Below are 25606 nucleotides of genomic sequence, written 5' to 3'. Positions count from 1 at the left end.
TCCAATGCCTTTATCAATTGTTCATCATCTCTTCACAAGATCTTAAGAGTCTCTTGTCATAATGGGTGGCAAGGAGGCAAGATCCCTTATGTGGTCGAAATTGACGAAGAGGCTCCGACGATTTTCCATCTTTTCATTGGATCGGCGCAGTACTATCACGTCCCTGATCGGGCAAGAGGTTCGGGTGGGAAAGACGGTGGTCTTGTTCTACGTAGATATCGTGAAAATGACAGATATCGAAAATCGATATGGAGATCTGATCGCGAAGAGAGTGCTGCATATTTTCGAACGGATTTTGCCGGGTGTATGCAGAGATGTACTGGAAATCAAAGGCCAGGTACTGGCGATACAAAAAATGTGGGGCGATGATTTTGCCATCTACGTCTCGTTTCCGCAAGGTTCTCACGAGGAAGAGTGCCGTTTGCTTTCGATCAGTGTGCAACAGCAGGTGGAAGCGCAGCTTAACCGCCAAATCAGCTTTGTCAACCGAGGGGATCTGCACATTCATATCGGGTATGCGATTTTTCACGGTCAAGATGTCGTAAAAGAGATGTATACTTCCGTCAAGCACGCGGTTCATATGGCGAAATACGGGATTACCTCAGAAAAATATACCTTTGTCACACAGTATCACCGGCTGTTGCAGCAAGAAGAGATTCAGATGCGGTTTATGCCCATCGTCGATTTGCGTGACGGAATGCCGCTGGGATGGGAAGCCCTTGCCAGAGGACCGGAGAAAACGCCGTTCTATTCTCCCGCTTCGTTATTTGCCTATGCAGAAGAAACAGATACGGTATTTCGTCTGGAACAAATATGCAGGAAGCGGGCGCTGGAACACCTCCGCTATCTCAAGCCGCAGCAAAAACTGTTTATCAACCTGGACCCGAGAGCGATCGACGACCCGTATTTGCTGCGCGGAGATTTACTTAAGCTGCTCGAAAGTACAAAACTGAATCCCCATAATATCGTACTAGAGATTACCGAGCGGCATGCCATCACCAATTACAGCGTCTTTCGAAAAATAATTGAGGAATACCGGAAAAAGGGATACCTGTTGGCAGTCGATGATGCAGGCGCCGGTTATTCCAGTCTGGAGTCCATTACTGAGATTTACCCGGATTTTATCAAGATGGATATGTCACTGATCCGCAACATTGATGTCGATCCGATCAAACAGGCTCTGCTGGAGACGATTGTGCAATTTGCTGAAAAAGTGAAGTGTAAAATCATCGCCGAAGGCATCGAAACAGAGCGTGAGTTGGAAACCTTGATGGCACTGGGGGTAACCTATGGACAGGGGTACTACCTCGGGCCGCCGGCAAAGGGAATGGTCCATATTTCTGGAAAAGCGATGAATTTTCTTCGTGGTATTCGCGAGCAGAAAATGAAAAAGGACCGGGAGCCCCGCGTTTTTGCGCCTGTGATCACAGACGTGTTGACCAAGACGATTTGCGTGGAAAAGCAGGCCAAGGTGCGCCAGGTCCACCAGATTTTTGAACAAAATCAACGCATCGAAAGCGTCGTGGTTCTGGAGGCAGGAAAACCGATCGGGCTGATCATGCGATTTCAGCTCTATCAGGTATTGGGGGGACAATACGGGATTGCCCTCTACTATGAGCGGCCGATCTCGCAGATCATGAATACCAATCCGCTGACGGCCAAAAAAGATGACCAGATCGACGAAGTAGCGAAACGGGCGATGGCTCGTGATTCCTATCATCTCTATGATGTCGTGCTGATCACCGGAGACGAAGGTGAATATATCGGCATTATCACCGTTCAAAGCTTGCTGGATAAGATGGCTTCCATCAAGCTGGAGATGGCAGCTCTGGCCAATCCACTCACCGGACTGCCGGGAAATATTCAGATCGAACGAGAACTGCACGCCCGCCTCAAGCGGGAGGAACAGCAGGTCGTGATCTATTGTGACCTGGATCGGTTTAAATGGTTTAATGATCGCTATGGTTTTGAGGTAGGGGATCAAATCATCGTACGGACGGCCGCACTTTTAAAGGAAGCGGTGCAGCTTTATGGAGGAACTGCCGACTTTTTGGGCCATATTGGTGGCGACGATTTTATTGTCATCACGACCCCGCATTTTGCGGATACCATGACAACCTACATCATCCATGTTTTTTCTTCCTATTTCTACGATATCTATCACAAGCGCAACATCAAAGACGGCAACGACCTGTCCATGTCGATGGCTGGCGTGCTGCTTTCGCCGGGCCGCTTTGCCAGTGTGGAGGATCTAGCGGAACAGGCCGCTTCTCTTAAGCAAGTCGCAAAAAACATGCCCGGAACCGTGTTTGTCTCCGACAGAATGGATGAACGAATCCTAGCGGCGGACATGTAAAACAGACAGTCACCTTGCCCCGTTCTTTGGTTGCAAGGTGGCTTCATGGTTTCGCAACCGTTTTCCTTTTTGGGCAGTTTCGCGTATAATCGAATTCGTACATACTTTTCATGTCTGAAAGGGGTTCTTACATAATGAGCAAATACGCGACCATCGATTTGGAAAATGGCGGTTCGATCAAAATTGAACTGTTTGACAAGGAAGCACCGGGTACTGTAGCCAACTTTGAAAAACTGATTAACGAAGGCTTTTACAACGGATTGACCTTTCACCGCGTCATCCCCGGATTTGTAGCCCAAGGCGGCTGCCCGTACGGCAGTGGAACAGGCGGTCCTGGCTATACCATCAAATGTGAAACGGCTAACAACCCGCACAAGCACGTTCGCGGTGCCCTGTCGATGGCGCACGCAGGAAAAGATACCGGCGGCAGCCAGTTCTTTATTTGCTACGATGCATTCCCGCATCTGGACGGCGTTCACACTGTTTTTGGACAGGTCGTAGAAGGCATGGAAAATGTGGACAAAATCAAGCAAGGCGACAAAATGAAGGAAGTTGCCATTTCGGAGTAAACAGCTTTTAAAAGCACAGTGTACCGAACCCGAGAGCGTCATCTCGGGTTTTTTTATTTTCATGGCGGGAATATGTGCGAGGAAACGGGCAGAAATATGGCTGCTCTGTATGCAGCCTGTAGAGATTAAGTTTCCGCCGGGGCAGCAACAGGCAAAAGTAAAAAGTAAAAAGTTGACAGGGAATAGAGAGATATGATAAATAGTAGTTATCATACAAACGACTAAAGAGGTGACTATGGAGGACATATACAAAGAGCTGCAAAAACTGAATTTTTCCTTGTACGAATGCAAGGCCTACGTAGGCTTGCTGCAAGGCTCTCCGGTGACGGGCTATGAATTAAGCAAGCGCACGGGCGTTCCTCGCTCCATGATTTACGAAGTGCTCGGCAAACTGCTGGATAAAGGGGCGGTCCACACGGTTCCTTCCGACCCGGTGAGGTATGCACCGGTGCCGGCCAAGGAACTGATGGGGCGATTGCGCAAGGACATTGAGGAAACCTTTGATTTTCTCGAAGAAGCGCTCGGTTCTATGGGCCAGCCGGAAAACATGGATGTGATCTTGCATATTCGCGGATCGCGGCCTGTCTTGAACGAAATGCTGGGAGTCATGGAGCGAAGCGAACGGGAGTGCTGGCTCTCTGTATGGGAGCAGCAACATGAGGTTTTGCAGCCCTGCGTGCAGGCCCTGGCGGGGAGAGGTGTTTCTGTTTACTCGATTCTGTTTGGCAGTGAGGAGAAGCGCTTGGGCAACACCTTTCATCATAATTACATGTCGCCAAAGGTCGTTGAAGAGCGCATGGGGGGACGCCTGAGTATAGCAGCGCGGGACAGGGAAGAGGTAGTGATCGCCCACTTTTCCGAAGGCGGCATGGCTTGGGCAGTGAAAACCGCCGACCCGGCGCTTGTACAGGTGGCTGTGGAATACATACGGCATGACATCATGATCGAGGAACTGACACGTGAATTTGGCCCGGAAAAACTGGAAAAGCTCTGGCGCGGTAATCGAATTTTGTCCGAAGTCGTAACAGGAAAGCGGTTCAGCGAATAGGAACCGTTTTTTCTTGCCATCACGTTAGTAGTTATAAAACTAACTTCTTTAGGGGGATAAGAATGACAAAGCGTTTATTTTTGGAGGACAGCTACATCCGGGAATTGACTGTGAACGTTTGTGAAATCATGGGAGAGAAGATCGTGCTGGATCAAACGATTTTTTATCCGACGGGCGGGGGCCAGGAGTGCGATACTGGCATGCTGATTCAAGACGGACAAGCATTTGAGGTCTACCAGGTGAAAAAAGAAGGGGAGACCATCGTTCATTATGTAAAAGGAGCGGAAAATGTGCGGACAGGCTCCATACTGGCAAAAATCGATTGGTCGCGCCGATACGGTCTCATGCGGCACCATAGCCTGCTGCATGTCCTGGGGGCTGTCGTGTATGAAAAATACGGGGCGCTGTGTACCGGCAATCAGATTTATTCGGAGCGTGCCCGCATCGATTTTAACCAATTGCAGGACCTGACAGGAGCGGATGTCAGTGAGATTGTCGAGAAAGCCAATCAAATTATTGCAGAAGATCACCCGATTACTTACCGGACTGTCAGCAGAGAGGAGGCAGAAGCGATTCCCGGCATGATCAAAACGATGATCAGTCTGCTGCCTCCATCTGTCACGGAGTTACGGCTTGTGACCATTGACAAGGTTGACGAACAGGCATGCGGGGGAACACACGTGAATCGCACCAAGGAAATCGGCACATTAGAGATCGCAGATATCAAGAGCAAGGGAAAGAACAATAAACGGCTCGAAGTTCGGGCAATTCCTCCAAGTGCGGGTGAAAACCGATGAGCGAAAAAGCTTGTCGACCAGCCTGGCAGCAGGGAATTGTCGACTCTGTGCCGATCGGCGTAAGCTTTTTGGTGTTTGGTGGGATTTTTGGCATGCTGGGTTTGCAAGCTGGCTTGTCTACTGCGGAAAATGTGCTGATGTCCTTTTTCGTTCACGCCGGGTCAGCCCAATTTGCCGTTTTGCCCATGCTGGCCGAAGGAGCCGGCTTTTGGGCGATGGTCTTGGTAACGTTGCTGCTCAACTCGCGGTATTTTCTCATGGGTCTGTCGCTTGCACCGTATTACTCAAAACAGAGCAGAAGGTTCGCTAATCTGATTGCTTTCTTCATGTCCGATGAACAGTATGCGATTACCTATAACCGGATTCGCTTGTACGGCTTCGATTCCGCTTACATCTTGTCGGTCAGTCTTTTCCTTCATTTGTTTTGGGCGCTGGGTACTTGGCTGGGAAGCATAGCGGGTCATCTGTTGCCGGACCCGCACCGTTTTGGACTCGAGTACAGTTTTACGGCGATGTTTCTCGCCTTGTCAGTCGGCATGTTAAGCTCTAAAGTCCGGGTAGCTGTGTTTTTGGGGTGCGGTGCAGCCGCGTGCCTTCTCAGCGCATGGTCCGTCAATGGTTTGCATGTGCTGGCAGCAGGCGTCCTCGCTTTTGCAGCGGGATACTGGAGGATGCCTGCCGGGAGTAACCAAATGGTGGAAGGGGAGAAGCCTGCCGGATGAAAAGTGAACTGTACCTCATTTTCTTGATTGTCGCGATGGGAGGTGTTACCTACATCTCGCGCCGGGCGTTTTTGAGGGTGCCTGATTCATTTTTTAACTCGCGCCTGAAAAACGGGCTTGAAATGATCCCGATCGGCATCTTTGCCGGGCTGATTTTTCCTTCCCTGTTTGTAAAAGAGGGGGCATTTAGCGCGGACCCGCTGTTTGTCGGGGCGAGCTTGCTTTGTGTACTTATCATGCTTCTCTGGAAAAATGTCTTTCTGGGCTTTGGTTTAAGTCTCCTTGCCGTGATTTTGGCGAAAATCCTTGGATCGGATTGAGCCGATTCTCCTCCGTAGTGAGGCCCGGGCTTGTATCACCGGCGTTCTGCTGGTATTCTAGTAAATAGCCATTTTACGGAGGAGGACGGAATGGATTTTCCTAACTTGTTTCACTTTGACTGGGAGACGGTACCGTTTCGCTTGATCGCCTTTGTCATCGCTTTTTCCTTGCACGAGTGGGCGCATGCTTACGTCGCGTGGAAACTTGGTGACGATACAGCAAAAATGGAGGGACGGCTGACAGTCAATCCGATCCCGCATATCGATCCCTTTGGACTGATTTTGATCTTGTTTGGACCGTTTGGATGGGCCAAGCCGGTGCCTTTCAATCCGATCAATTTTCGCGGCAACAAGCGGATGGGGATTGTCTACGTCGCTGCGGCGGGCCCGCTGGTAAACCTGATCCTCGCGGTGTTCTTCATGACGATCTACGGCTGGGTCGGGAAGACTCAAATACTTTTGACGATGAACGAGATGGCGGCTATTGCCATCAGTGAAACGCTTTTTTATTGCGTCGTTATCAACTCGGCATTGTTTGTCTTTAACCTTTTGCCAATACACCCGTTGGATGGTTCAAAGATTTTGCGCTTTTTACTCCCGCGCAGATTTGATGGATTCTTCCATAAATGGGAAATTTACGGCCCTTGGCTGTTGCTTCTGCTGATTTTTCTGCCGGCATTGCGGGGATTGATTCTCAATCTGCCGCTCACGATGGTCATCACCTGGGTGAGCAGCGTGGCCAAATCGATCTTATCGTTGTTCTAATCAAGAAACGAGGGAAAAGTCGTGTCGTACAGCATCAAACTGGATTCTTTTGAAGGGCCGCTTGACCTCCTTTTGCATCTCATCGATAAGGCGGAAGTGGACATCTACGATATTCCCATCGCAGAGATCACGGAACAGTATTTGGCTACGATTGACACGATGCAGGAGCTGCAGCTTGATATAGCCAGTGAGTTTGTCGTGATGGCGGCTACCCTTTTGTCGATCAAAAGCAAGCTGCTGCTGCCCCGAAAGGAAGAGCATGTTTTTCAACCGCATATGGATATGGACTTCGAAGAGGTTGATCCGCGTGAAGAGCTGGTTCAGCGCCTTTTGGAGTACAAGCGCTACAAGATGCTTGCGGAAAACTTGCGTGAGATGGAAATTGGGCGGAACCAGGTGTTCACCCGTCCGGCAGAAAATCTTGCACCTTACGTTCGGGAAGAGGAGAATACGATCAAAGACGTTTCCTTGTACGATTTGCTGCATGCGCTGGAGAAGCTGGTCAAACGCGTATCCCAAACTGATCCTGTCGCCAAGGTATCGCGGGATGAGATTTCGATCAAGGAGCGAATGAAGGAAATCCGCCAATTAGTAAAAGTGGGCGGGGGAATGGTCCGATTTTTTCAGCTATTCTCTGAAAATCCGACCCGTACGGAAATTGTTACGACCTTTCTCGCCTTGCTTGAACTGATGAAGGCCAAGCACGTGACGTGTGTCCAAAACAAGCTTTTTCAAGACATCATGATCTGTGAGCAATCTGAAAAGGAGGCCCATGTGGATGGACTATGACAAGCTGAAAAGCGTCATTGAGGGCTTGCTTTTTATTTCAGGTGATGAGGGCATTGACGCCAAACAAATCAGTGAGATCATCGAAATACCGGAAGAAGAAGTCGTCGACCTGATTGAAGATATGAAGGCTGATTTTCGCAGGGCGGGAAGAGGCATACAAATCGTTGAAGTCGCCAAGGCGTACCAATTGACAACGCTGCCTGAGCACGTCCCTTTCTTTGAAAAGCTGGCGACATCGCCGAGCCAATCCACGCTTTCTCAAGCGGCTTTGGAAACATTGGCGATCGTCGCTTATCGTCAGCCGATAACGCGCTCGGAAATCGAAGAGATTCGCGGGGTAAAATGTGAGAAGGCCCTGAACACCCTGCTTTCCAAGCTCTTGATCAAAGAGGCGGGCAGAGCTGAAGGAGTAGGCCGACCGATCCTGTATGCGACGACCAAAGAATTTCTCGAACATTTTGGCCTGAGAGAACTGAGCGATTTACCAGAACCACCGGTACATGTAAACATCGAGGAAGCGAGAGCAGAGGCAGCGGCACTCTTTGGCTCTACGGAAGAACCTGGAAACGACTAGCTATGCTTGGACAGATTCGGTACTAACGAATGTCTCGTCCCCATATACTGGTACAAACTGCCGGTAACGCAAAATGGGGAGGACGTTATGAACGTACGGAAACATCTGTCCGGCGTACTCGTCGTTTTTCTTTTTTTCCTGCTAATGGCACCTATAGCAGGAAAGGTGGATGCCGCACCTTCAGTCCCGGGAATATCTGCAGAGGCAGCGGCATTGATCGACGTGGCGAGCGGACGAATCCTGTATTCCAAAAATGGCACGAAAAAGATGCGGATTGCCAGCTTGACCAAAACGATGACAGCAATCGTGGCCATTGAAAACGGACGAATGGATGATATTGTCAGCGTCCCGAAGGAAGCCGTCGGCGTGGAAGGTTCCTCGATTTATCTGAAAAATGGAGAGAAGCTGACCTTGGAAGAGCTTCTCTACGGACTCATGCTGCGGTCCGGAAATGACGCTGCGGTAACGGTCGCCAATCACGTGGGAGGCTCGGTCCCGGGTTTTGTCTACTTGATGAATGAAAAGGCCGCGATGCTTGGAATGAGCCAAACCAATTTTACCAATCCACACGGCCTCGATGACAGCAATATGCATTATTCTACGGCCGAAGATATGGCAAAGCTGTCCGCTTACGCCTTGAAGAATCCGCTATTTCGGCAGATCGTGTCTACCAAGGTGAAAAATATCTCCTGGGAGGGTGAAGAGTACGATCGGCGGTTGCAAAACAAAAACAAGCTGCTTCACCTGTATCAAGGAGCGGATGGAGTGAAAACGGGCTATACCAAGCTGGCCAAAAGATGTCTGGCATCTTCAGCAACGAGGGACGGTAGACAGTTGGCAACCATAACGTTAAACGCACCTGACGATTGGAATGACTCCATGATGCTGATGGATTGGGGTTTCAAGCAATTCTCTCCGACGATGATCGTAGAAAAGGGGGAGACGATTGAAACGAGTCTCGCGCCAAATGGTGAAACAATCCGGCTGTCCGCGCTGAACGAATGGGTGTACCCACTGCGGGCGGGTGAATCGGAACAGATAAAAAAGCAGGTGGTGCTGCTCAAGAAAAACATACACAAAGAGCCGGCAGGAAGCCATGTAGGCTTTTTGCACATACACCTGGGGGACCAATTGATCAGGAAAATTCCGCTTACGGTTCAGGACGATACTCCGACCATGGCTGTAAGCAGCAAGTACCTGTCCTTCTGGCGTCGTCTCTGGGAGATCATGGCGGGGGGGATGTGGAGTGCTTAATGTCATCTGGTTAGCCCTGATCGTTATCAGTATTGTCGTAGCTGCAGTGAATGGCAGGATTGAAGCCGTTAACCAGGCTGCTTTTGAAGGAGCGAAAACGGGTGTGACCGTTTGTTTTGGACTGCTTAGTGTGCTTGCTTTCTGGATGGGGATGATGCGGATTGCGGAAAAGGCTGGTCTGTTGGAAGGACTTGCGCGCCTGCTGTCTCCAATCATCAGCAGACTTTTTCCCGACGTACCGAAGGGGCATCCGGCGATGGGCTATATTTTGTCCAACATGAGTGCCAATCTGCTCGGGCTGGGGAATGCGGCCACGCCGATGGGGCTAAAAGCGATGGAAGAGCTGCAAAAGCTGAATCCTGACAAAAAAAACGCAACGCCGGCCATGTGTACCCTTCTTGCGATCAATACGGCCAGCATTACCTTGATTCCGACGACGATGATTGCCATCCGCATGCAATACGGCTCAGCCAATCCGGTAGAGATCGTCGGTACCACCCTGCTTGCTTCCTTTGGTGCCACCATCGTTGCCTTGGGACTGGATCGTTGGCATCGTTACCGGTACCACCGTAAATCAGGATAGGGAGGGCACCCGCATGTACCAATGGATATCGCTGATCTCTCTATGGGCGATTCCTGTCATGATCGCCTTCATCTTGGTGTATGGTTGGAGCAAAAGCGTCCCGGTTTATGAGACATTTGTCGAAGGGGCAAGAGGTGGTTTGACCACAACGATCCGCATCCTCCCACACTTGATCGCGATGATGGTGGCGGTAACGATGTTTCGCGAGTCTGGGGCGCTGGACTGGCTGCTCTCCTTTTTAGCACCGTTGCTAACTTTCCTGCATATCCCGAAGGAGATTGTTCCGCTTGCCCTCTTGCGTCCCATAACTGGTACGGGTTCGCTCGCGATAGCGACAGATATGATCGCGCAGTACGGGCCCGACTCTTTCTTGGGAAGATTGGCAGCCACGATGCAGGGGAGTACCGATACCACTCTTTATGTTCTGACAGTCTATTTCGGTGCAGTGGGAATCCGCAACTCCGCCTATGCCTTGCGTGTGGGGTTATGGTCTGATTTGGCCGGAGTCATCTTTTCCCTGGTGATCGTATCTTATGTGTTTTCGTAAGGAAAACAGCAAAAAGACAAACACTCCAGACCAAACCAGATTGTTTGTCTTTTTAGTTTCGGGGCTACAGCGATTTATTTTATCTGGATTGATTGACTTCCTTGGCAATATCGACGAGCTTTTTCATCGTCCTCACCATCTGACGCAGCTCCTCGATGTCCACTTTTGAATAGTAGCTCCTGATCAAACGCTCGTCGATGGTCGCCAATAATTGTTTATACTGCTCGCCTTCTGCGGTCAGCTTGATAAAAAACTCTCGCTTGTTGGCCGGGTTTGGTTGCCGATAGATCAATTGGCGGCTTTCCAGCTTGGAGATCACCTGACTGACAGCGCTTTTGGAGATGTTGAAATTACCCGCTAACTCATTGGAGGTAATGGAATCATTTTGGATGATCTGCAGCATGATGATTTCTTGCTGTGTCGTCAGTTTATATTGATCCAGTTCTTTCGTATCATGCAAAATCAATGCGCTAAAGTCATCCAGCAGTTTATGCAAGTCCGCTGTTACCTGTTGATATTGCTCGAACATCCGCAACACTCCTGGGAAAGTAGAATGACGGCAGGTATTTTGCAATACCATTGCCTATTGTAGCGGTCCGGTACCAAAACGTACAGGACTTTTGAACGCCCGATAAAAGATAACATAATGTTATTATTGTCAACTAATTGTTGTTCAGCTCTGCCGAAAGCACTGTCGTTGGCACAGGCTTTTGCAAGCGATTCATCACGAAAACGGAAAGTGCGGTAATCGCCTGCACAGCAGGAAGCACGAGCCATATGCCGTCTACCCCAAGCCATTTCGGCATGAACCACAGGAAGGGGGGAACGAGAAGGACTCCCTGGCTGACGATAATCAGCAACGACTTCCTGATCTGACCGATGGACTGAAAATACTCGGCATAAACCAGATTGTATCCGAGGAAGAGGTACGTCAGGAAAAACAGCCCCAAGCCCTTGACGGATAATTGATAAAGCTCATCCGAACGGACGTCAAATAAGGAGACGAGCGAGCCGGCGAAAAGCATGCCGCAGCAAATGGCCAAGACCCCTGCCAGCAACGCCGTCTGCACACTAAGACGCAAACTCTTTTGCAAGCGCTCCAGAAGACCGGCTCCATACAAGAAGCTGGAAATCGGCTGGAGAGCGGCACCGATTCCGAGGAAGAACAGAAGCATGACCGTGTGAATATAGTTGACGATGGCATACGCAGCCACGCCTGTTTCACCCAAGGCATGCATGAAAGCGACATTATAACCGAGGGTGACCACAGCAATAGATATCTCGGCGACAAAACTGGGAAAGCCAATCGTCAAAATGTCTTTGATCAAGCCCGGTTGGAAGCGAAAGCGCACAAAACGCAAGATGCTGTTTTTCCGTAGGAAGTGGGTGAGCAGCACGAGGAACCCGAGCCCGGCAGAAAGGACAGTGGCGGCAGCCGCTCCTTTCACACCCATGCCCCAGACGAAAATGAACAGGTAATTGAAAAAAACGTTCAGTACAGCTGTGACAATCAGGGAAGCCATGGAAAGCGCAGGATTTCCGTCATTTCGGACAAACACGCTCAGGATGTTTTCCAGTACATAGACAAAGCCGAAGGTAAGCAGAATCGACAAATAATCACGGACATAGGGTAGGATGACTTCATTGGCCCCAAACAGATAGGCGATCTCATCCATTTTCCACAGGCAAAGGATCGTGATCACGGCAACCAGAACGACCGCCAGGGTCACAGCGTGAGAAAAGACGGTTCGGGCATGCTCTCTGTTATTTTGACCCAGTGCGATGGAGTACATCGTGGCACCGCCCATACCGATCCACAGAGAAATCGACAAAAAAATGGAGAAGGCAGGAACGGCGACATTGACTCCGGCAAGTCCATGTGGTCCGACGCCATGTCCGACAAAAATGCCGTCTACGACGATATTGATCGACATCAAAAGCATGCCCAGAACGGACGGGACCAAATAGGAGAAGAACAATTTTCGCACAGGTGTTTCTCGAAGTTTGATTGTAGTGTCTGTCATCATGATAAAAACTCCTGACTACCAAATGGTTAAGTTAACTTAACTAAACTATACTAAGACTCATCCTTTTTGTCAAGGAAGTCAGATAAACTTCGCGGTGAGTGGAAGTTTTTCCGAGATTCTTGTCCACACTGATAAGAATGGGTATGATGTGGTAGAGGTGATTCGACATGGAACGGTTGCAAAAAGTACTGGCTAACGCAGGGGTTGCCTCTCGGCGTCATTGCGAGGAACTGATCGTTCAGGGAAGAGTACAGGTGAATGGTCAGGTGGTAAAAGAACTGGGAACAAGAGTCGATCCTGAACAAGACGCGATCAAGGTCGACGGCAAGCTGGTTCGCTTGGAACGAAAAATTTACGTTCTGCTACACAAACCTACCGGATATATCACCAGTGTCTCCGATCCGCAAGGGAGACGAGTCGTGGTCGATTTGCTCCGGGGGATCAAAGAACGGGTCTATCCGGTGGGACGGCTGGACTACGATACCTCCGGACTGTTGCTTTTGACCAACGACGGGGAAATGGCGCATATGCTGGCCCACCCGTCCTACGAGATGGACAAGGTATACCGCGCCTGGGTAAAAGGCGTGCCGAGCAAAGAAAAAGTGAATCTGTTGGCAAAGGGGATCAAGCTGGAGGACGGCATGACTTCCCCAGGTCAGGCAAAGCTCTTGAAAACAACAGCAGCAAATGATCGTTCGCTGCTGGAGTTGGTAATTCATGAGGGACGAAATCGGCAGGTGCGCCGCATGTGTGAAGCCATTGGCCACCCTGTGATCAAACTGGAGCGCATTCAGCTTGGCTTTTTGACGCTGGAGGGCTTGGAGCCTGGTCAATACAGGCCGCTGACCACTGCAGAGGTTGAGCGTTTGAAGCGGGGATTGACCAAAGACCGCAGGCGATAAGCGCAAACCCCAGAATGCTTGTTTTTCAGACGTTCAAAATCTGTTCATATCTTATGGGCCGTCGTAAAAACAAGGGAGGCTATAATAGAAGGGAAATATGGGGAAATCCCAAAAGAATTAGATGGGAGCTAGGGAATGATGGATAGAAGTAACCGTACATACATCAGGGTGGCGATCTTGGGCGTTTTACTGGTGGCGCTTGTTTTCGCCATTTATTCCAGCTTCGTCAAGGACCCTAATGCAGTCAAGGTGGGGAGAGAGGCTCCCAACTTCAGTCTGGAGCAGTTGAACGGCCCTGCCATGACCCTGTCCGAGTTGCGAGGAAAAGGCGTTGTTTTGAACTTTTGGGGAAGCTGGTGCGAGCCCTGCAAAAAAGAAATGCCGGATCTGCAACAACAGTATGAAGCGTACAAGGATAAAGGTCTGGTTGTCATCGGAATCAATATCGGAGAATCTCCGGTCGCCGTAGAGCCATTTGTGAAGCAATTTGGGATTACGTTTCCCATTCTCTTGGATAAACAATCTCAGATCACCAGGATGTATCGGATCGGTCCCATCCCCAGCACGTTTTTCATCGATGCAGATGGAAAGGTGAAGGAAATTTTTATCGGACCGCTCAACGAGAACATGATTTCAGAAAAAGTGGCAAATATCTTGCCTAAGTGAGGAGCAATATGGATCAGAGAAAATGCGATTGCGGTCATACCAATCCGGTAGGAACACTGCTCTGTGAATCATGTGGGAAACCGCTGGAGTGGGAAGTCAAAGATGAAGCTTCCTTCCCGGATATGCGCTATGAAGGCATGGCCCGTCGTTCCCAAACCTACACGAGAACTATCATTGACCGGACGTGGAATTACTTTTCTTCCGTCAAAGTAGCCATTGGCATTATTCTTGTCATTTTGATTGCTTCAGCAGTGGGAACGATCTTTCCGCAGCAGCAGTACATTCCTGTACCTGTTCCCACAGAGGCGGACGTCGCCAGGTTTTACACGAATACCTATGGAAAGCTGGGAACGATTTTTTACACGCTAGGCTTCCACAATATGTACGATTCCTGGTGGTTTGTGAGTTTACTCGTTGCGCTGGGCACTTCACTCGTGATCTGCAGCCTGGACAGGGTGGTTCCGCTGTATAAAGCGCTGAGCAAGCCGCGCGTGAACCAGCATCGTTCTTTTTTGAAAGGACAGAAGATGTTTGGAGAGGCCGAAATAGCCCAGACGGATGATCCGGAAGAATTGGTCACGGAAGCTTCAGCAGCCTTGAAGAAAAAAGGCTACCGGATTTTTACGAGCGGTCATGCCGTCATGGCGGAAAAAGGACGGTTCAGTCGTTGGGGACCCTATATCAACCATATCGGACTGATCATCTTCCTGCTCGGGGTGTTGATGCGCAACCTTCCCGGCTTTTACATGGACGAGTTCATCTGGGTGCGTGAAGGGCAGACTGTCGCCATTCCAGAAACGCCTTATTACGTGAAAAACGTGCAGTACAAAACAGAGTACTGGTCCGAAGAGGAAATGGCCCAGAAACTTGACTTGAAAGGCGGGGCGATCGCGAAGAATTATCAGACGGATGCGATTCTCTACCTCAATAAAAATGCCGATCTCCCAGGGTCTCAGCCTGATTTGGTTGAAATCAAGAGCGGTCCGATTGTGGTGAATCATCCGATGCAGTACGAAGGGCTGTCTTTGTATCAAACCGGTTTCCAGGAGATGCAGCTGGGTGCCCTCAACTTTATGCTGATCGATAAAAAGGCAGGGGACAAAGAAGTAGGCCCTATGAAACTGGATCTCTATAATATGAGCCCCGAGCAACAAGTTGCAGATGGGGTAAAAGTACGTGTCATTGACTATTTCCCTGACTTTGTCATGGGGAGTGACGGGAAACCGGCGACACAGACCAATCTTCCCAAAAACCCGATGGTTGTGCTTGAGGTAAAATCGGAGTCTGATCAAGTGACAGAGAAGCTGGTGTACGTCAGTGGAACGGTGATCACGGAAAAACAGGATTCCCGCTACACGCTTGAATTCAAAATGCCTGATCTGATCGACATCAGTGGACTGATGGTCAGGAAGGATAGAGCAGTTCCACTCATCTACTTTGGTTCTTTTATCTTCATGATCGGCGTAGCGATGGGCTTCTTCTGGCAGCACCGCCGCATTTGGCTCCAGCTTCATGGAGACAGGGTCCTGCTGGCTGCCCACACCAATAAAAACTGGTACGGCATGAAGCGGGAAGTGGAAGCGCTGGTTGACCATGTCAAGCTGCCAATCACAATCGAAGAGAAAGCAAAAGCGTAGTTGGCTTTGAGGAGGTTTTTAGCGTGCAGCTAATTCAATTAAGTGACGTATTGCTGGATATTGCCTTTGTGCTGTACGTGTTGGCTTCGATCGTTTTTGTCGTGGCCATGACGGGAAAGAATTGGGCCGGGCGGGATCCCAAACAGCATGAATTAAAGTACGGGCGCATCGCCTATCTTCTCGCCGTTGTCGGATTTGTGGCACAGACAGGCTATGTCGTCTTTCGCTGGATCGCCGGCGGACACAGCCCGACGAGCAACATGTTCGAATTTATGGCTTTCCTCGATTACTGTATCATTCTCGCTTATCTGATCATTTACCGGATTTACAGATTGACGGTGATCGGTGCTTTCGTCCTGCCGCTCGGGGTTGTCATGCTGGCCTATTCTTATGTATTTCCCAAAGAAGTAACCCCACTGATTCCTGCCCTGCAGAGCTACTGGCTGCATATCCATGTGACGACAGCAGCACTCGGTGAAGGGATTCTGGCGATTGGTTTTGCGGCGGGCCTGATGTATCTGGTGCGTACCGTGCCACAGGAAGTCGCAACGAAAAGCACTCGTTGGCTGGAGGTTGTTCTGGCCGTTGTATTGATGCTGGTTGGTTTTATCGGGATGGAATCTACGTTTTCTCGGCTTGATCAAAAAACAGTCTTTGAATTATCAACAGAACAATTGAATAATCCGGGACAAATGGAGAAAATGAAGGTAGAGTATACCATGCCGGCGATCGTCGCTCCCAATGATTCGACGATCATCAAAGCTGGCCCGATGAATCCTCTGTTTACCGCACCGACCTGGATGGAGGGCAAGGACGCTGCACGAAAGCTGAATACGATGATCTGGTCTGTCTTGACTGGTCTGGTACTGTATGGCGTGCTTCGCTTGGTCTTGCGGAAAAGACTGGCGGCAGCGATGCAGCCGGCATTGAAGGATATCGATCCGGAGATGATTGACGAGATCAGCTATCGCGCGATCAGCATCGGTTATCCGGTATTTACGCTTGGTGCCCTGATTTTTGCGATGATTTGGGCCGAAGAGGCATGGGGGCGTTTCTGGGGGTGGGATCCCAAGGAAGTGTGGGCTCTTATTGTATGGCTCTTCTACAGCGCTTATCTTCACCTGCGTCTCTCCCGTGGCTGGATTGGAGCAAAATCCGCGTGGATGTCTGTGATCGGTTTTGTGATTATCTTACTCACACTGGTCATGGTAAACCTGGTAATTGCAGGTCTGCACTCTTATGCAGGGGTGTAAACAAACGTACATGGTCGAAAAAAGCTGGTTTTGACGCCAGCTTTTTGGACTATCATGTACGAGATGAAAATGTAGCATGAATAACGAGAGCCAAGAGGTGATCTTATGGAGAAAAAAGCGAGTATCCTTGTAGTGGATGATGAGGAGCGCATTCGCCGACTGCTTCGCATGTATCTGGAGCGAGAATCCTTCCTGATTGACGAGGCGGATAACGGTGAACAGGCATTGGACATGGCCATGACGGCAGATTACGATATCATTTTACTGGACCTGATGCTGCCTGGTATGGATGGCATTGAGGTTTGTCAAAAGATTCGCGAGCGCAAAGCGACGCCTATTATCATGCTCACGGCAAAAGGGGAGGAGACGAATCGCGTACACGGCTTCGAAGCGGGAGTAGATGATTATGTGATCAAACCCTTTAGCCCGCGTGAGGTCGTGTATCGAGTCAAAGCGATCCTGCGTCGAGCTTCAGCGACAGCCTATCTGAAAACGGAGACGTTCAACAGCCATTCCGTGCTCGTGTTTCCTGAGCTGACGATCGACCATGATGCGCATAAAGTGATCGCCAGCGGACAGGAAGTCAGCCTGACACCCAAAGAGTATGAGCTTTTGCATTATCTTGCTTTGTCACCGGACAAAGTGTTTACGCGAGAGGAATTGCTGAAAGATGTCTGGCATTATGAGTTTTTTGGTGATCTGCGAACCGTGGATACCCATATCAAACGGCTGCGAGAAAAACTGAATCGTGTGTCGCCTGTTGCCGCACAGATGATCGCGACAGTTTGGGGTGTCGGTTACAAGCTTGAGGTGCCCAAATAACGTGGATATTCTTCGCAGTGTAGTTGGCAAACTGTGGATGACGATCATCGCGTTGTTCGCTTTGGTTTTAACCTTGTTCAGTCTGATGATTGTCGAGTCCTTCGACAGCTTCTATTTCCAGCGGCAAACGAAGAATCTGCAGAATGTGGCGGAGGGTCTCTCACAAACACTGTCCACCTATGCAGATAAAACAACAGCATTGTCTATGGCATCCAGCTTCAGCGCCGTTCATCGCACGGGACTAATTATGGTTGACGAAAATGGAAAGCAGATTGGTGCAAGTGAAGGGGCGGGCCTCGCGTTCATTCCGATTGAGCAATTATTGCAATCACCTGATTTGAAGCTTTCTGAGGCCTTAAAGGGAAAGCATCTGGCTCCCGAACGGATACATTTTTCACATAATCCAGGGGACCGTAACGGTACGATTCAGTTGCTGGCAATCGCCGTACCTATCGAGCTCACACCGGGAAAAAACGGCGCCATCGTGATGTACCAGGCGATTGAAGATTTCGACGATACCGTGAAGGAAGTGCGGAAGCTGATCTTTGTCGTGGGTGTGGTTGGGTTTATCTCGACTACCGTGTTTGCTTTCTTCCTGTCGTCGCGGATCACGTATCCGCTGCGCCAGATGAAGGAGACAGCCCATCGGATTGCAGAAGGGGATTTTCATGCGGAAATTCCGATCAGAACGACGGATGAGATCGGTGAACTGGCTGCATCGTTCAACAGTATGGCCAGTCACCTCAATCAATTGGTAGACGCCCTATCCAAGGAAAAGGAACAGCTTTCCAGTGTGCTTCGGAGTATGGTGGACGGCGTCATCATGATCGATGAACAAGGCAAAATTGCCGTGACCAACCCGCCAGCCGAACACTTTTTGCGCGACTGGACCTATGAGCATCCAGACGAGCCGATTCCGCTGTTCACGTTTTACCAGATGGTCGTTCGCACGGGCCATGAGGTTACGGAAGAGATTCCGGCACAAGGAAGAATCTGGTCTCTGGTGATGATCCCGCTTACTGATCGCGATCAGATTCGGGGGGCTGTTGCCGTCATCCGTGAGATCACGCGGGAGCGAAAGCTGGACAAGATGCGTAACGATTTTGTCGCCAATGTCTCCCATGAGCTCCGTACGCCTTTGTCCATGCTGCAAGGCTACAGTGAAGCGATTGTAGATGACATCGCCGCTACTCCGGAAGAGCATAAGGAGCTTGCCCAGATTATCTATGACGAGTCGGTGCGTATGACCAAGCTGGTCAATGAACTGCTGAGCCTGGCAAGGATGGAGGCGGGTCATATTGAGGTGTCGCTGGAGCAGGTCGAAGTGCGTCCGTACCTGGAGCGCATTCAGCGGAAATTTGTCAATCTGGCCAGGGAACAGGAAATACATTTGCTGCTGGAAATCAATACATCCGTGGAAACCACATGGATTGACCCGGATCGGATGGAACAGGTGCTGACGAATCTGATTGACAATGCCATTCGCCATACACATGAGGGAGGAACCGTCGTACTGCGTGCACGCGGAGACCAGACCCTGTTGTTGGAAGTAAGCGATACCGGTTCAGGGATTCCGCAGGAAGACTTGCCATTTGTCTTTGAACGCTTTTACAAGGCGGACAAGGCGCGTACACGCGGAAAGGCAGGCGGAACCGGGCTTGGCCTTGCGATTGCCAAGAATATTGTGGAGGCCCATGGAGGAACCATTGGAGTACAGAGCAAGCTGGGAGAGGGTACGACCTTTACCATCGCCTTGCCTGATAAACATAAAATTGTAAAAGCATAGAGGGGCGAGAGAATGATTAAGACCATACTGTTTGATGTTGATGGAGTCATGTTGAGTGAAGAAAGATATTTTGACGCTTCGGCGCTGACCGTTTGGGAATTGCTGCACAGCCCGCTTTACCTTGGCCTTGATTCCGATGTGTTTACGCCTTCGCCAAAGGAAGCTGAGATTCGCAGAGTTCGCGAACTGGTCTTTGCAAACGATGAGGTTCTCAATTTTATCAAATCACGTGGGATCAACTCGAACTGGGATATGGTCTATTTGGCTGTCTCCTATCAGATTATCCGTTTGTGCGGGCGGTTGAAAGCTGATCTGGGACAACAGGTTACAGATTTGTTGACAGGTCAGATCAATCGTGCTGCGATTGCCCGCTTGGCAGAATGGGCAAAAACATACGCGCCTGATTTTACGATCGAGTACGCCAAGTTTACCACCGATTTTGCCCGTGGCAATGCCCAAAAGGCTGAGATGCTGTTGTATTTGAACCAGATTGCCCGTGAACGCTGCGGGATCGTGACCAATATTTTTTCGCGTAACAGCGACCTCTGGAAGCTCTGTCAGGAGACGTTTCAGGAGTGGTATCTGGGCGATGAGCGCGTAGCCGCTTCGATTGGCCGTGAAACTGTTCAGCCTGGGAAAAAAGGATTTCTCCATGATGAGATTCCGATCGTCAGCCCGGAAGAAATGATTCAGCTTTTCCGCACACTGAAGGAAAAGGGCTATACGATCGGCATCGGTACCGGACGCCCAACCATCGAAACGCATGTGCCGCTCGAGGAGCTGAAAGTACTGGAATGGTTTGATCCGAACCGCGTGGTGACTGCGAGCCATGTTCTGGAAGCGGAAGAAGAGTCGCCGGCGCATGCGCCACTCTCCAAGCCGCATCCCTTTTCTTATGTAAAAGGCTTGCTTGGGCTGGATACGCCCAACCTGGACGTGCTCAGCTACTCTCTCCCCATCCCGAATGGCGATGAAGTACTGGTAGTGGGGGATTCGCCAGCCGACCTTCTGGCCGCACGTGCAATGGGCTGTCGTTTTGCTGCAACCCTTACCGGATTGTCAGGCCAAGCTGCACGCAGCAAATTTGAAGAGGCAAAAGCGGACTATATTTTAGATGATGTGCGGGACCTTCTCTCAATTTTGGAATCATAAGAAAGAGACAGACAAGCTGGCTAAGGTGATGACCTGGCTGGCTTGTTTTTTTGTGTCAGAAGACAAAAAACAACCGGCTCTATGCGAACCGGTTGTGACCCCTTCTACGATTTCCATGAAAGGGATTCCACGCAGCGAAAACGGAAGGCTTGGAGCAAAAAGGGAATGACGGCATCGGAGCGAACGATCACTTCATAGGAGCCATCCTGCTGCGTGTAAAACAGGGCGTCTGTATAGTCCTTGTTGTCGTCAAAAAAGCTGCGAACCTGCTTCAGTCGATTCCTCATCTCATCGGAGTATACCTGGAGGGTAAAGGTAACATCATGTTCATTTTGCGTTTCCTGAATGGAAATCTGATTGTGGTCAAAGGTGTAGGTTACCACGTGTATGCCTCCCTATCAGAGAAAATAGCGCAGAAAAACGTACAGATGCGACAGAACGATCGACATAATCATTAGAGGAAAAGCGATTTTCAAAAAGCCGATGAAGGTAATGTGGTGGCCTTCCTTCGCAGCCAGACCAGCTACGATGACGTTGGCGCTGGCACCGATGAGCGTGCCGTTTCCACCGAGGCAGGCGCCCAGAGCGAGGCTCCACCAAAGCGGTTCCAGATTTGTGATACCAAGAGCCCCCATCTCCTTGATCATCGGGATCATGGTGGCGACAAACGGAATGTTGTCGATAAACGCGGAAGCAATGGCACTGAGCCACAAGATCAGGAACGAGGTTTTCATGGCATCTCCGCCGGTCAAATGGATTGCTCCTTCAGCCAGCCTTGCAATCACGCCCGTTTCTACCAGACCCGAGACGAGTACGAAAAGTCCCACGAAGAAGAAGATGGTTGTCCACTCTACCTTGCTGATCGCCTCTTCGAGGTAATGCTCACCCGTGATCAACAGCAGCAGGAAGGCACCTGTGAGGGCAATCGTTGCTGATTCGAGGTGAAGAGCACCGTGCAACATAAAACCGACGATAGTCAATGCAAGTACCGATAAAGACTTCTTCAGGAGCTTGGCGTCCGTAATTTCGTCCTTTTCATTCAGGTTCATGATTTTTGCCTGCAATTCCGGTGTAGTCTTCAGCTCTTTCCGATAGATCAGGGTTAAGCAAAAAACAGTAGCGATCATGATAATGATGATAACAGGAGCCAGATTAAACAGAAACGCCATGAAGTCCAATTCCGGGACAGCGCTTCCAATCATGATATTCGGCGGATCACCAATCAGAGTAGCGGTGCCGCCCACGTTGGATGAAATAATTTCAGAAATGAGATAAGGGAGAGGGTTTACCTGCAACTGTCTGGCGATACTGAATGTAACCGGTACGATTAAGAGCACGGTGGTCACATTATCGAGAAAAGCAGAGGCAGTTGCGGTAATGATACTCAGATAAATCAGAATTCGCAGGGGATTTCCGTTAGCGGCCTTGGCTGCCCGGATCGCCATGTACTTGAAGACACCAGTCTGCGCGGTAATTGCGACAAGGATCATCATCCCGATCAATAAGCCAAGTGTATTAAAATCGATATGGTGTACGGCCTGTTCCTGACTGACGACACCAAACAGGATCATCAGAATGCCGCCAAACATGGCCACGATGGTCCGATGCAGCTTCTCACTGATTATGAATGCGTATGTAATGAGAAAGATGCCGATTGCGACGATTGCCTGGGTGGTCATATAAATCTCCTCTCAATGAACGATATTAATCTGGGATTAAATTGTATGCTAATATTATAACCAAATTTTATCAGAGGTAAAGGCCTGATCCAGAAGACCAGGCCTAATAATGAAGATTAAAGCTCGATTTGGGTGACGCTTTTCACTTCTGGCAGTTCACCCATGGTATCCAGCAGCTCAGCCGTAAGCGGTTTGTCTACGGACAGCATCATGATCGCATCTCCACCCATATCGCGACGACCCACCTGCATGGTGGCAATGTTTACGCCGTTTTCACCCAGGATGGAACCGACTCGTCCGATCACGCCAGGGCGGTCGTTGTGGTGAATATAGAGCAGATATCCTTCCGGTGCTACGTCAATCGCAAACTCGTCAATCTTTACGATCCGCGCTCCATAACCGTTCAGGCGGGTACCTGCAACCATGCGGGTCTGTTGCGTCGTTTTTAAAGTGACAGTGAGCAGATTGGTAAAGCCTCGATTTTGTGTGGATTTCTTCTCCGTCACGGTAATATCGCGGGCTTTTGCCAGCAACGGAGCATTGACAAAGTTCACTTCTTCTCCGAGATGGAAGGAGAGAACTCCTTTTACGACGGTGCGGGTAAGCGGTGCCGTATCCACCTCGGTCAAATCGCCACTGTAGCTGATCGCAATTTCCTGAACGGAACCAACCGTAACCTGTGCCAGGAAATGTCCCAGCTTCTCCCCGAGGGTAAAGTAGGGCTCGATGCGCTCCATGACGTGAGGGGGGATGGACGGCAGGTTGACTGCGTTTCGGAACGGCTCCCCGCGCAGCACCTTGAGGATTTCTCCTGATACGTCAACGGCGACGTTTTCCTGGGCTTCCACTGTAGAAGCACCCAGGTGAGGCGTCACAACCACTTGCGGCAAACCGATCAGCGGGTTATCAACAGGTGGCTCTACTTCAAACACATCCAGTGCAGCGCCCGCAACTTTACCGGTAATGATGGCTTCGTAGAGCGCCTTTTCATCAATAATGCCACCGCGTGCACAGTTGATGACGCGAACACCCGTTTTCATCTTGTCGAATTCTTTGCTGCTGATCAGATAACGCGTTTCTTTGGTCAGCGGCGTGTGCACAGTGATGAAATCAGCCTGGCGGCAAATGTCATCCACAGTCGCGTGCGTAACCCCCAGCTTCTGGGCCCGTTCTTCGGTCAGGAACGGGTCATAAGCCAGGACGGTCATCCCGAATACTTTTGCCCGCTTTGCCACCTCGGTACCGATCCGTCCCATCCCGATCACACCGATTACTTTTTGATTCAGCTCGACACCCTGGAAGCTCTTTCTGTCCCACGTGCCATCCGCCAGCTTGCGATACGCCTGCGGAATATTGCGAGCCACTGCCATCAGCATTGCAAAGGAATGTTCTGCGGTGGAAATGGTGTTTCCGTCCGGTGCGTTGATGACGACAATACCAGCTTCGGTGGCTGCCGTGACATCGATGTTATCGACACCGACGCCAGCCCGCCCAACTGCCTTGAGCCTCTTGGCAGCCGCCAGTACTTCTGAGGTTACCTGGGTTTGGCTGCGGACCAACAGGGCATCGTAATCTCCAATGATGGAGAGGAGATCAGACGGAGAGAGGTTCGTATTGCGGACAACTTCTACATCTGGTGCTTCCAATAGCTGTTTGATACCAAATTCACTGATGGGGTCTGTAATCAATACTTTATACATGGGCAAGTAGCACCTCCTGGGCAGCTTTTACACCGGCTCCGAGTTCGACAGGAGCTCCGATTTGTTGGAGAGACATTTCAATGGCTGCAATGACTTGCAAAACATCGAGCGGTTCGCAAAAGCCCATATGGCCAATGCGGAAAATTTTCCCTTTCAGATGGCCTTGGCCGCCTGCAATCACGATATTGTGTTTGGTTCTGAGCACTTTGCGAAGCTGCTCGGCATCGAAAGCATCATGCGGATGGCAGGAGGTAACCGTAGTGGCTGCGTATTCTTCGGAGGCCATCAAAGGAATGCCCAGCGCTCTCATGGCTGCGCGAGTCATATCGCGCATCAGTTCATGACGTTTGATAATCGCCGGCAAGCCTTCCTCATCCAGCATATTGCATACCTCAACCAGGCCAAAGATCAGCGATACAGCCGGGGTATAAGGCGTGGTCTTGTCTGCCAGGCTTTTCCGGTAGGCTTTCAGGTCCAGATAAAAAGCGAGCGGCTTTTTGCTGTCAATTACATCCCAGGCGCGTTTGCTGGCTGCCAGAAAGGCTAGACCTGTAGGAAGCATGAAAGCTTTTTGCGAGCCTGTGACGACAATGTCCACACCCCATGCGTCCATTTCACAAGCAACTGCTCCGAGACAGCTTACTGCGTCCACAATAAAGAGGGCATTGGACTTTTCACGGACGATGTGGGCCAGCTCGCGAATCGGATTTTGAACACCGGTCGAGGTTTCACAATAGGTGGCAAAGACCGCTTGTACCTGAGGCTTATCTGCCAAGAAAGAGGAGAGTGCTTCAGGTGTGACGGCTTCTCCCCATTCAACCTCCAGGCGATGGACGATAATGCCGTAGCGTTCGCAAATCTTTGCAAAGCGTTCGCCAAAAGCACCGCTGACCAGAACAACCGCTTCTTCACCGGGCTGGAGCGTATTGACAACACTCATTTCGAGAGCGCTGGTTCCGCTGCCTGCGAGGATAAACACCTCTCCGGAAGTTCCGAAGTAGGGGCGAAGCCGCTGCTCTGTGCGGGCAAACAGCTCAGAAAATTGTCCGCTGCGGTGGCCGATCATCGGCTGATTCATCGCTTGCTGCACGCGAGGCGGGATCGGGGTAGGGCCAGGAATTCGCAAAATCATTTTGTCTGTAAACATGTTTCTCTCCTCCTTGATACCATTCTTTGCATGAAAACTGAGAACATAATAAAAAGCCTCCCGATCTCACACTGCTCCTAAGAATCGGGAACAGGTGAGGGACGAGAGGCTTAGCTTCGCGGTGCCACCCTCATTCGTTCTTCTTTTCGCAAAGAAGAACCTTGGCAGGTACATGACCTGTAGAGATAACGGATCTACCGTTCGCGTCTACTGAGATGCCCGGGACATCCGTTCAACGCAACAACTCGGAAGTGCTTATCCTAACGCGGAACCACCGATTCGCAGCAACCATCGGCTCTCTGAGGGTTTCCAGGCAAGGCGTTTCTTCGTCATCGCTGTTCAAGTATTCATACTCTTTAAGATTTGTCTCTACGATATCACGGGTAGCGGAGAGCGTCAAGTATGAAAAAGCAGAAAAAATGAACAAAAGTTTTAAAATAGAATTTATTGTTCGTGAAATAACTATGTTTGAAAGGGAAAAGGGAGCCTGAAAGGGGTAAAAAACGAACGT

Annotated in this window: 25 protein-coding genes and 1 other annotated feature; of the genes, 19 read left to right on the top strand and 6 right to left on the bottom strand. The window is 50.2% G+C overall.

Translation table 11 applies throughout. From position 1 onward, the window contains the following. Positions 1-88 precede the first annotated feature (88 nt). The 12 genes from NDK47_RS15490 to NDK47_RS15435 all read left to right on the top strand — a co-directional run bounded on the left by NDK47_RS15490 (position 89) and on the right by NDK47_RS15435 (position 10324). Positions 89-2356: a GGDEF domain-containing protein gene (locus tag NDK47_RS15490; protein WP_251870659.1), complete on the top strand. Its 2268-nt coding sequence runs from the start codon at positions 89-91 to the stop codon at positions 2354-2356. A 134-nt stretch (positions 2357-2490) separates the two neighbouring features. After that, positions 2491-2925 (top strand): peptidylprolyl isomerase, encoded by a 435-nt coding sequence (locus NDK47_RS15485; RefSeq protein WP_251870658.1) that lies wholly within the window; start codon positions 2491-2493, stop codon positions 2923-2925. Positions 2926-3160: 235 nt separating this feature from the next. Further along, positions 3161-3973 carry a TrmB family transcriptional regulator gene (locus NDK47_RS15480; RefSeq protein ID WP_251870657.1) on the top strand — a complete coding sequence of 271 codons (813 nt, stop codon included), beginning with the start codon at positions 3161-3163 and terminating at the stop codon, positions 3971-3973. Positions 3974-4035: 62 nt separating this feature from the next. Beyond that, positions 4036-4770 carry an alanyl-tRNA editing protein gene (locus tag NDK47_RS15475; RefSeq protein ID WP_251870656.1) on the top strand — a complete coding sequence of 245 codons (735 nt, stop codon included), beginning with the start codon at positions 4036-4038 and terminating at the stop codon, positions 4768-4770. After that, positions 4767-5492, top strand: coding sequence for an AzlC family ABC transporter permease (locus NDK47_RS15470; protein WP_251870655.1), 726 nt, complete (start codon positions 4767-4769; stop codon positions 5490-5492). Before NDK47_RS15475 ends, NDK47_RS15470 begins: the two co-directional genes overlap by 4 nt. After that, positions 5489-5812, top strand: a complete 324-nt coding sequence (locus tag NDK47_RS15465; RefSeq protein WP_251870654.1) for an AzlD domain-containing protein — start codon at positions 5489-5491, stop codon at positions 5810-5812. The genes NDK47_RS15470 and NDK47_RS15465 overlap by 4 nt, the downstream gene beginning before the upstream one ends. 90 nt (positions 5813-5902) lie before the next feature. Next, a complete protein-coding gene (locus tag NDK47_RS15460) occupies positions 5903-6577 on the top strand; it encodes a site-2 protease family protein (RefSeq protein ID WP_251870653.1) in 675 nt (224 codons plus the stop codon). A gap of 21 nt (positions 6578-6598) precedes the next feature. After that, positions 6599-7366 carry a segregation/condensation protein A gene (locus NDK47_RS15455; RefSeq protein WP_251870652.1) on the top strand — a complete coding sequence of 256 codons (768 nt, stop codon included), beginning with the start codon at positions 6599-6601 and terminating at the stop codon, positions 7364-7366. Then, positions 7356-7940, top strand: coding sequence for an SMC-Scp complex subunit ScpB (gene scpB / locus NDK47_RS15450; protein ID WP_251870651.1), 585 nt, complete (start codon positions 7356-7358; stop codon positions 7938-7940). Before NDK47_RS15455 ends, scpB begins: the two co-directional genes overlap by 11 nt. An 87-nt stretch (positions 7941-8027) precedes the next feature. Next, positions 8028-9194: a D-alanyl-D-alanine carboxypeptidase family protein gene (locus NDK47_RS15445; RefSeq protein ID WP_251870650.1), complete on the top strand. Its 1167-nt coding sequence runs from the start codon at positions 8028-8030 to the stop codon at positions 9192-9194. Then, the gene (locus tag NDK47_RS15440; RefSeq protein WP_251870649.1) at positions 9187-9777 is read left to right on the top strand and encodes a nucleoside recognition domain-containing protein; all 591 of its coding nucleotides are present in this window, start codon (positions 9187-9189) and stop codon (positions 9775-9777) included. Before NDK47_RS15445 ends, NDK47_RS15440 begins: the two co-directional genes overlap by 8 nt. A gap of 13 nt (positions 9778-9790) precedes the next feature. Beyond that, positions 9791-10324 (top strand): spore maturation protein, encoded by a 534-nt coding sequence (locus NDK47_RS15435; protein ID WP_251870648.1) that lies wholly within the window; start codon positions 9791-9793, stop codon positions 10322-10324. Between the two features lie 79 nt (positions 10325-10403). Here the strand turns inward: NDK47_RS15435 and NDK47_RS15430 are convergent, their stop codons facing one another. Together NDK47_RS15430 and NDK47_RS15425 are read right to left on the bottom strand one after the other, a co-directional pair. Further along, positions 10404-10853: a MarR family winged helix-turn-helix transcriptional regulator gene (locus tag NDK47_RS15430; protein ID WP_251870647.1), complete on the bottom strand. Its 450-nt coding sequence runs from the start codon at positions 10851-10853 to the stop codon at positions 10404-10406. A 133-nt stretch (positions 10854-10986) separates the two neighbouring features. Beyond that, positions 10987-12348: an MATE family efflux transporter gene (locus NDK47_RS15425; protein ID WP_251876187.1), complete on the bottom strand. Its 1362-nt coding sequence runs from the start codon at positions 12346-12348 to the stop codon at positions 10987-10989. A 170-nt stretch (positions 12349-12518) separates the two neighbouring features. Between NDK47_RS15425 and NDK47_RS15420 the strand changes: the two genes are divergently transcribed. The 7 genes from NDK47_RS15420 (at position 12519) to NDK47_RS15390 (ending at position 20569) form a co-directional block, all read left to right on the top strand. Continuing rightward, positions 12519-13253, top strand: coding sequence for a pseudouridine synthase (locus tag NDK47_RS15420; RefSeq protein ID WP_251870646.1), 735 nt, complete (start codon positions 12519-12521; stop codon positions 13251-13253). A 138-nt stretch (positions 13254-13391) separates the two neighbouring features. Further along, positions 13392-13919 carry a thiol-disulfide oxidoreductase ResA gene (resA, locus tag NDK47_RS15415; RefSeq protein ID WP_251876185.1) on the top strand — a complete coding sequence of 176 codons (528 nt, stop codon included), beginning with the start codon at positions 13392-13394 and terminating at the stop codon, positions 13917-13919. An 8-nt stretch (positions 13920-13927) separates the two neighbouring features. After that, entirely contained in the window at positions 13928-15556 is a 1629-nt protein-coding gene (gene resB / locus NDK47_RS15410) for a cytochrome c biogenesis protein ResB (RefSeq protein WP_251870645.1), read from the top strand. 23 nt (positions 15557-15579) lie between these two features. Beyond that, positions 15580-16809 (top strand): cytochrome c biogenesis protein CcsA, encoded by a 1230-nt coding sequence (ccsA, locus tag NDK47_RS15405; RefSeq protein ID WP_251870644.1) that lies wholly within the window; start codon positions 15580-15582, stop codon positions 16807-16809. A gap of 105 nt (positions 16810-16914) precedes the next feature. After that, entirely contained in the window at positions 16915-17631 is a 717-nt protein-coding gene (locus NDK47_RS15400) for a response regulator transcription factor (protein ID WP_251870643.1), read from the top strand. 37 nt (positions 17632-17668) lie between these two features. Next, a complete protein-coding gene (locus NDK47_RS15395) occupies positions 17669-19417 on the top strand; it encodes an ATP-binding protein (protein ID WP_407653446.1) in 1749 nt (582 codons plus the stop codon). Positions 19418-19429: 12 nt separating this feature from the next. Continuing rightward, on the top strand, positions 19430-20569 hold the full coding sequence (locus NDK47_RS15390) for an HAD family hydrolase (RefSeq protein ID WP_251870641.1): 1140 nt from the start codon (positions 19430-19432) through the stop codon (positions 20567-20569). Positions 20570-20673: 104 nt separating this feature from the next. Here NDK47_RS15390 and NDK47_RS15385 read toward each other — a convergent pair whose 3' ends face one another. The 4 genes from NDK47_RS15385 to NDK47_RS15370 all read right to left on the bottom strand — a co-directional run bounded on the left by NDK47_RS15385 (position 20674) and on the right by NDK47_RS15370 (position 25095). Next, the gene (locus NDK47_RS15385) at positions 20674-20952 is read right to left on the bottom strand and encodes a hypothetical protein (RefSeq protein ID WP_251870640.1); all 279 of its coding nucleotides are present in this window, start codon (positions 20950-20952) and stop codon (positions 20674-20676) included. A 15-nt stretch (positions 20953-20967) separates the two neighbouring features. Then, complete coding sequence (locus tag NDK47_RS15380; protein ID WP_251870639.1) at positions 20968-22248, bottom strand: ArsB/NhaD family transporter; 1281 nt, start codon at positions 22246-22248, stop codon at positions 20968-20970. Between the two features lie 116 nt (positions 22249-22364). Further along, positions 22365-23948, bottom strand: coding sequence for a phosphoglycerate dehydrogenase (gene serA, locus NDK47_RS15375; RefSeq protein ID WP_251870638.1), 1584 nt, complete (start codon positions 23946-23948; stop codon positions 22365-22367). Continuing rightward, positions 23941-25095 (bottom strand): pyridoxal-phosphate-dependent aminotransferase family protein, encoded by a 1155-nt coding sequence (locus NDK47_RS15370; RefSeq protein ID WP_251870637.1) that lies wholly within the window; start codon positions 25093-25095, stop codon positions 23941-23943. Before NDK47_RS15370 ends, serA begins: the two co-directional genes overlap by 8 nt. 94 nt (positions 25096-25189) lie before the next feature. Continuing rightward, positions 25190-25437: a binding site (T-box leader), on the bottom strand. Positions 25438-25606 lie beyond the last annotated feature (169 nt).

The sequence above is a fragment of the Brevibacillus ruminantium genome (genome assembly GCF_023746555.1).
GTDB lineage: Bacteria > Bacillota > Bacilli > Brevibacillales > Brevibacillaceae > Brevibacillus > Brevibacillus ruminantium.
This window is presented reverse-complemented; position numbering and strand designations above follow the sequence as displayed.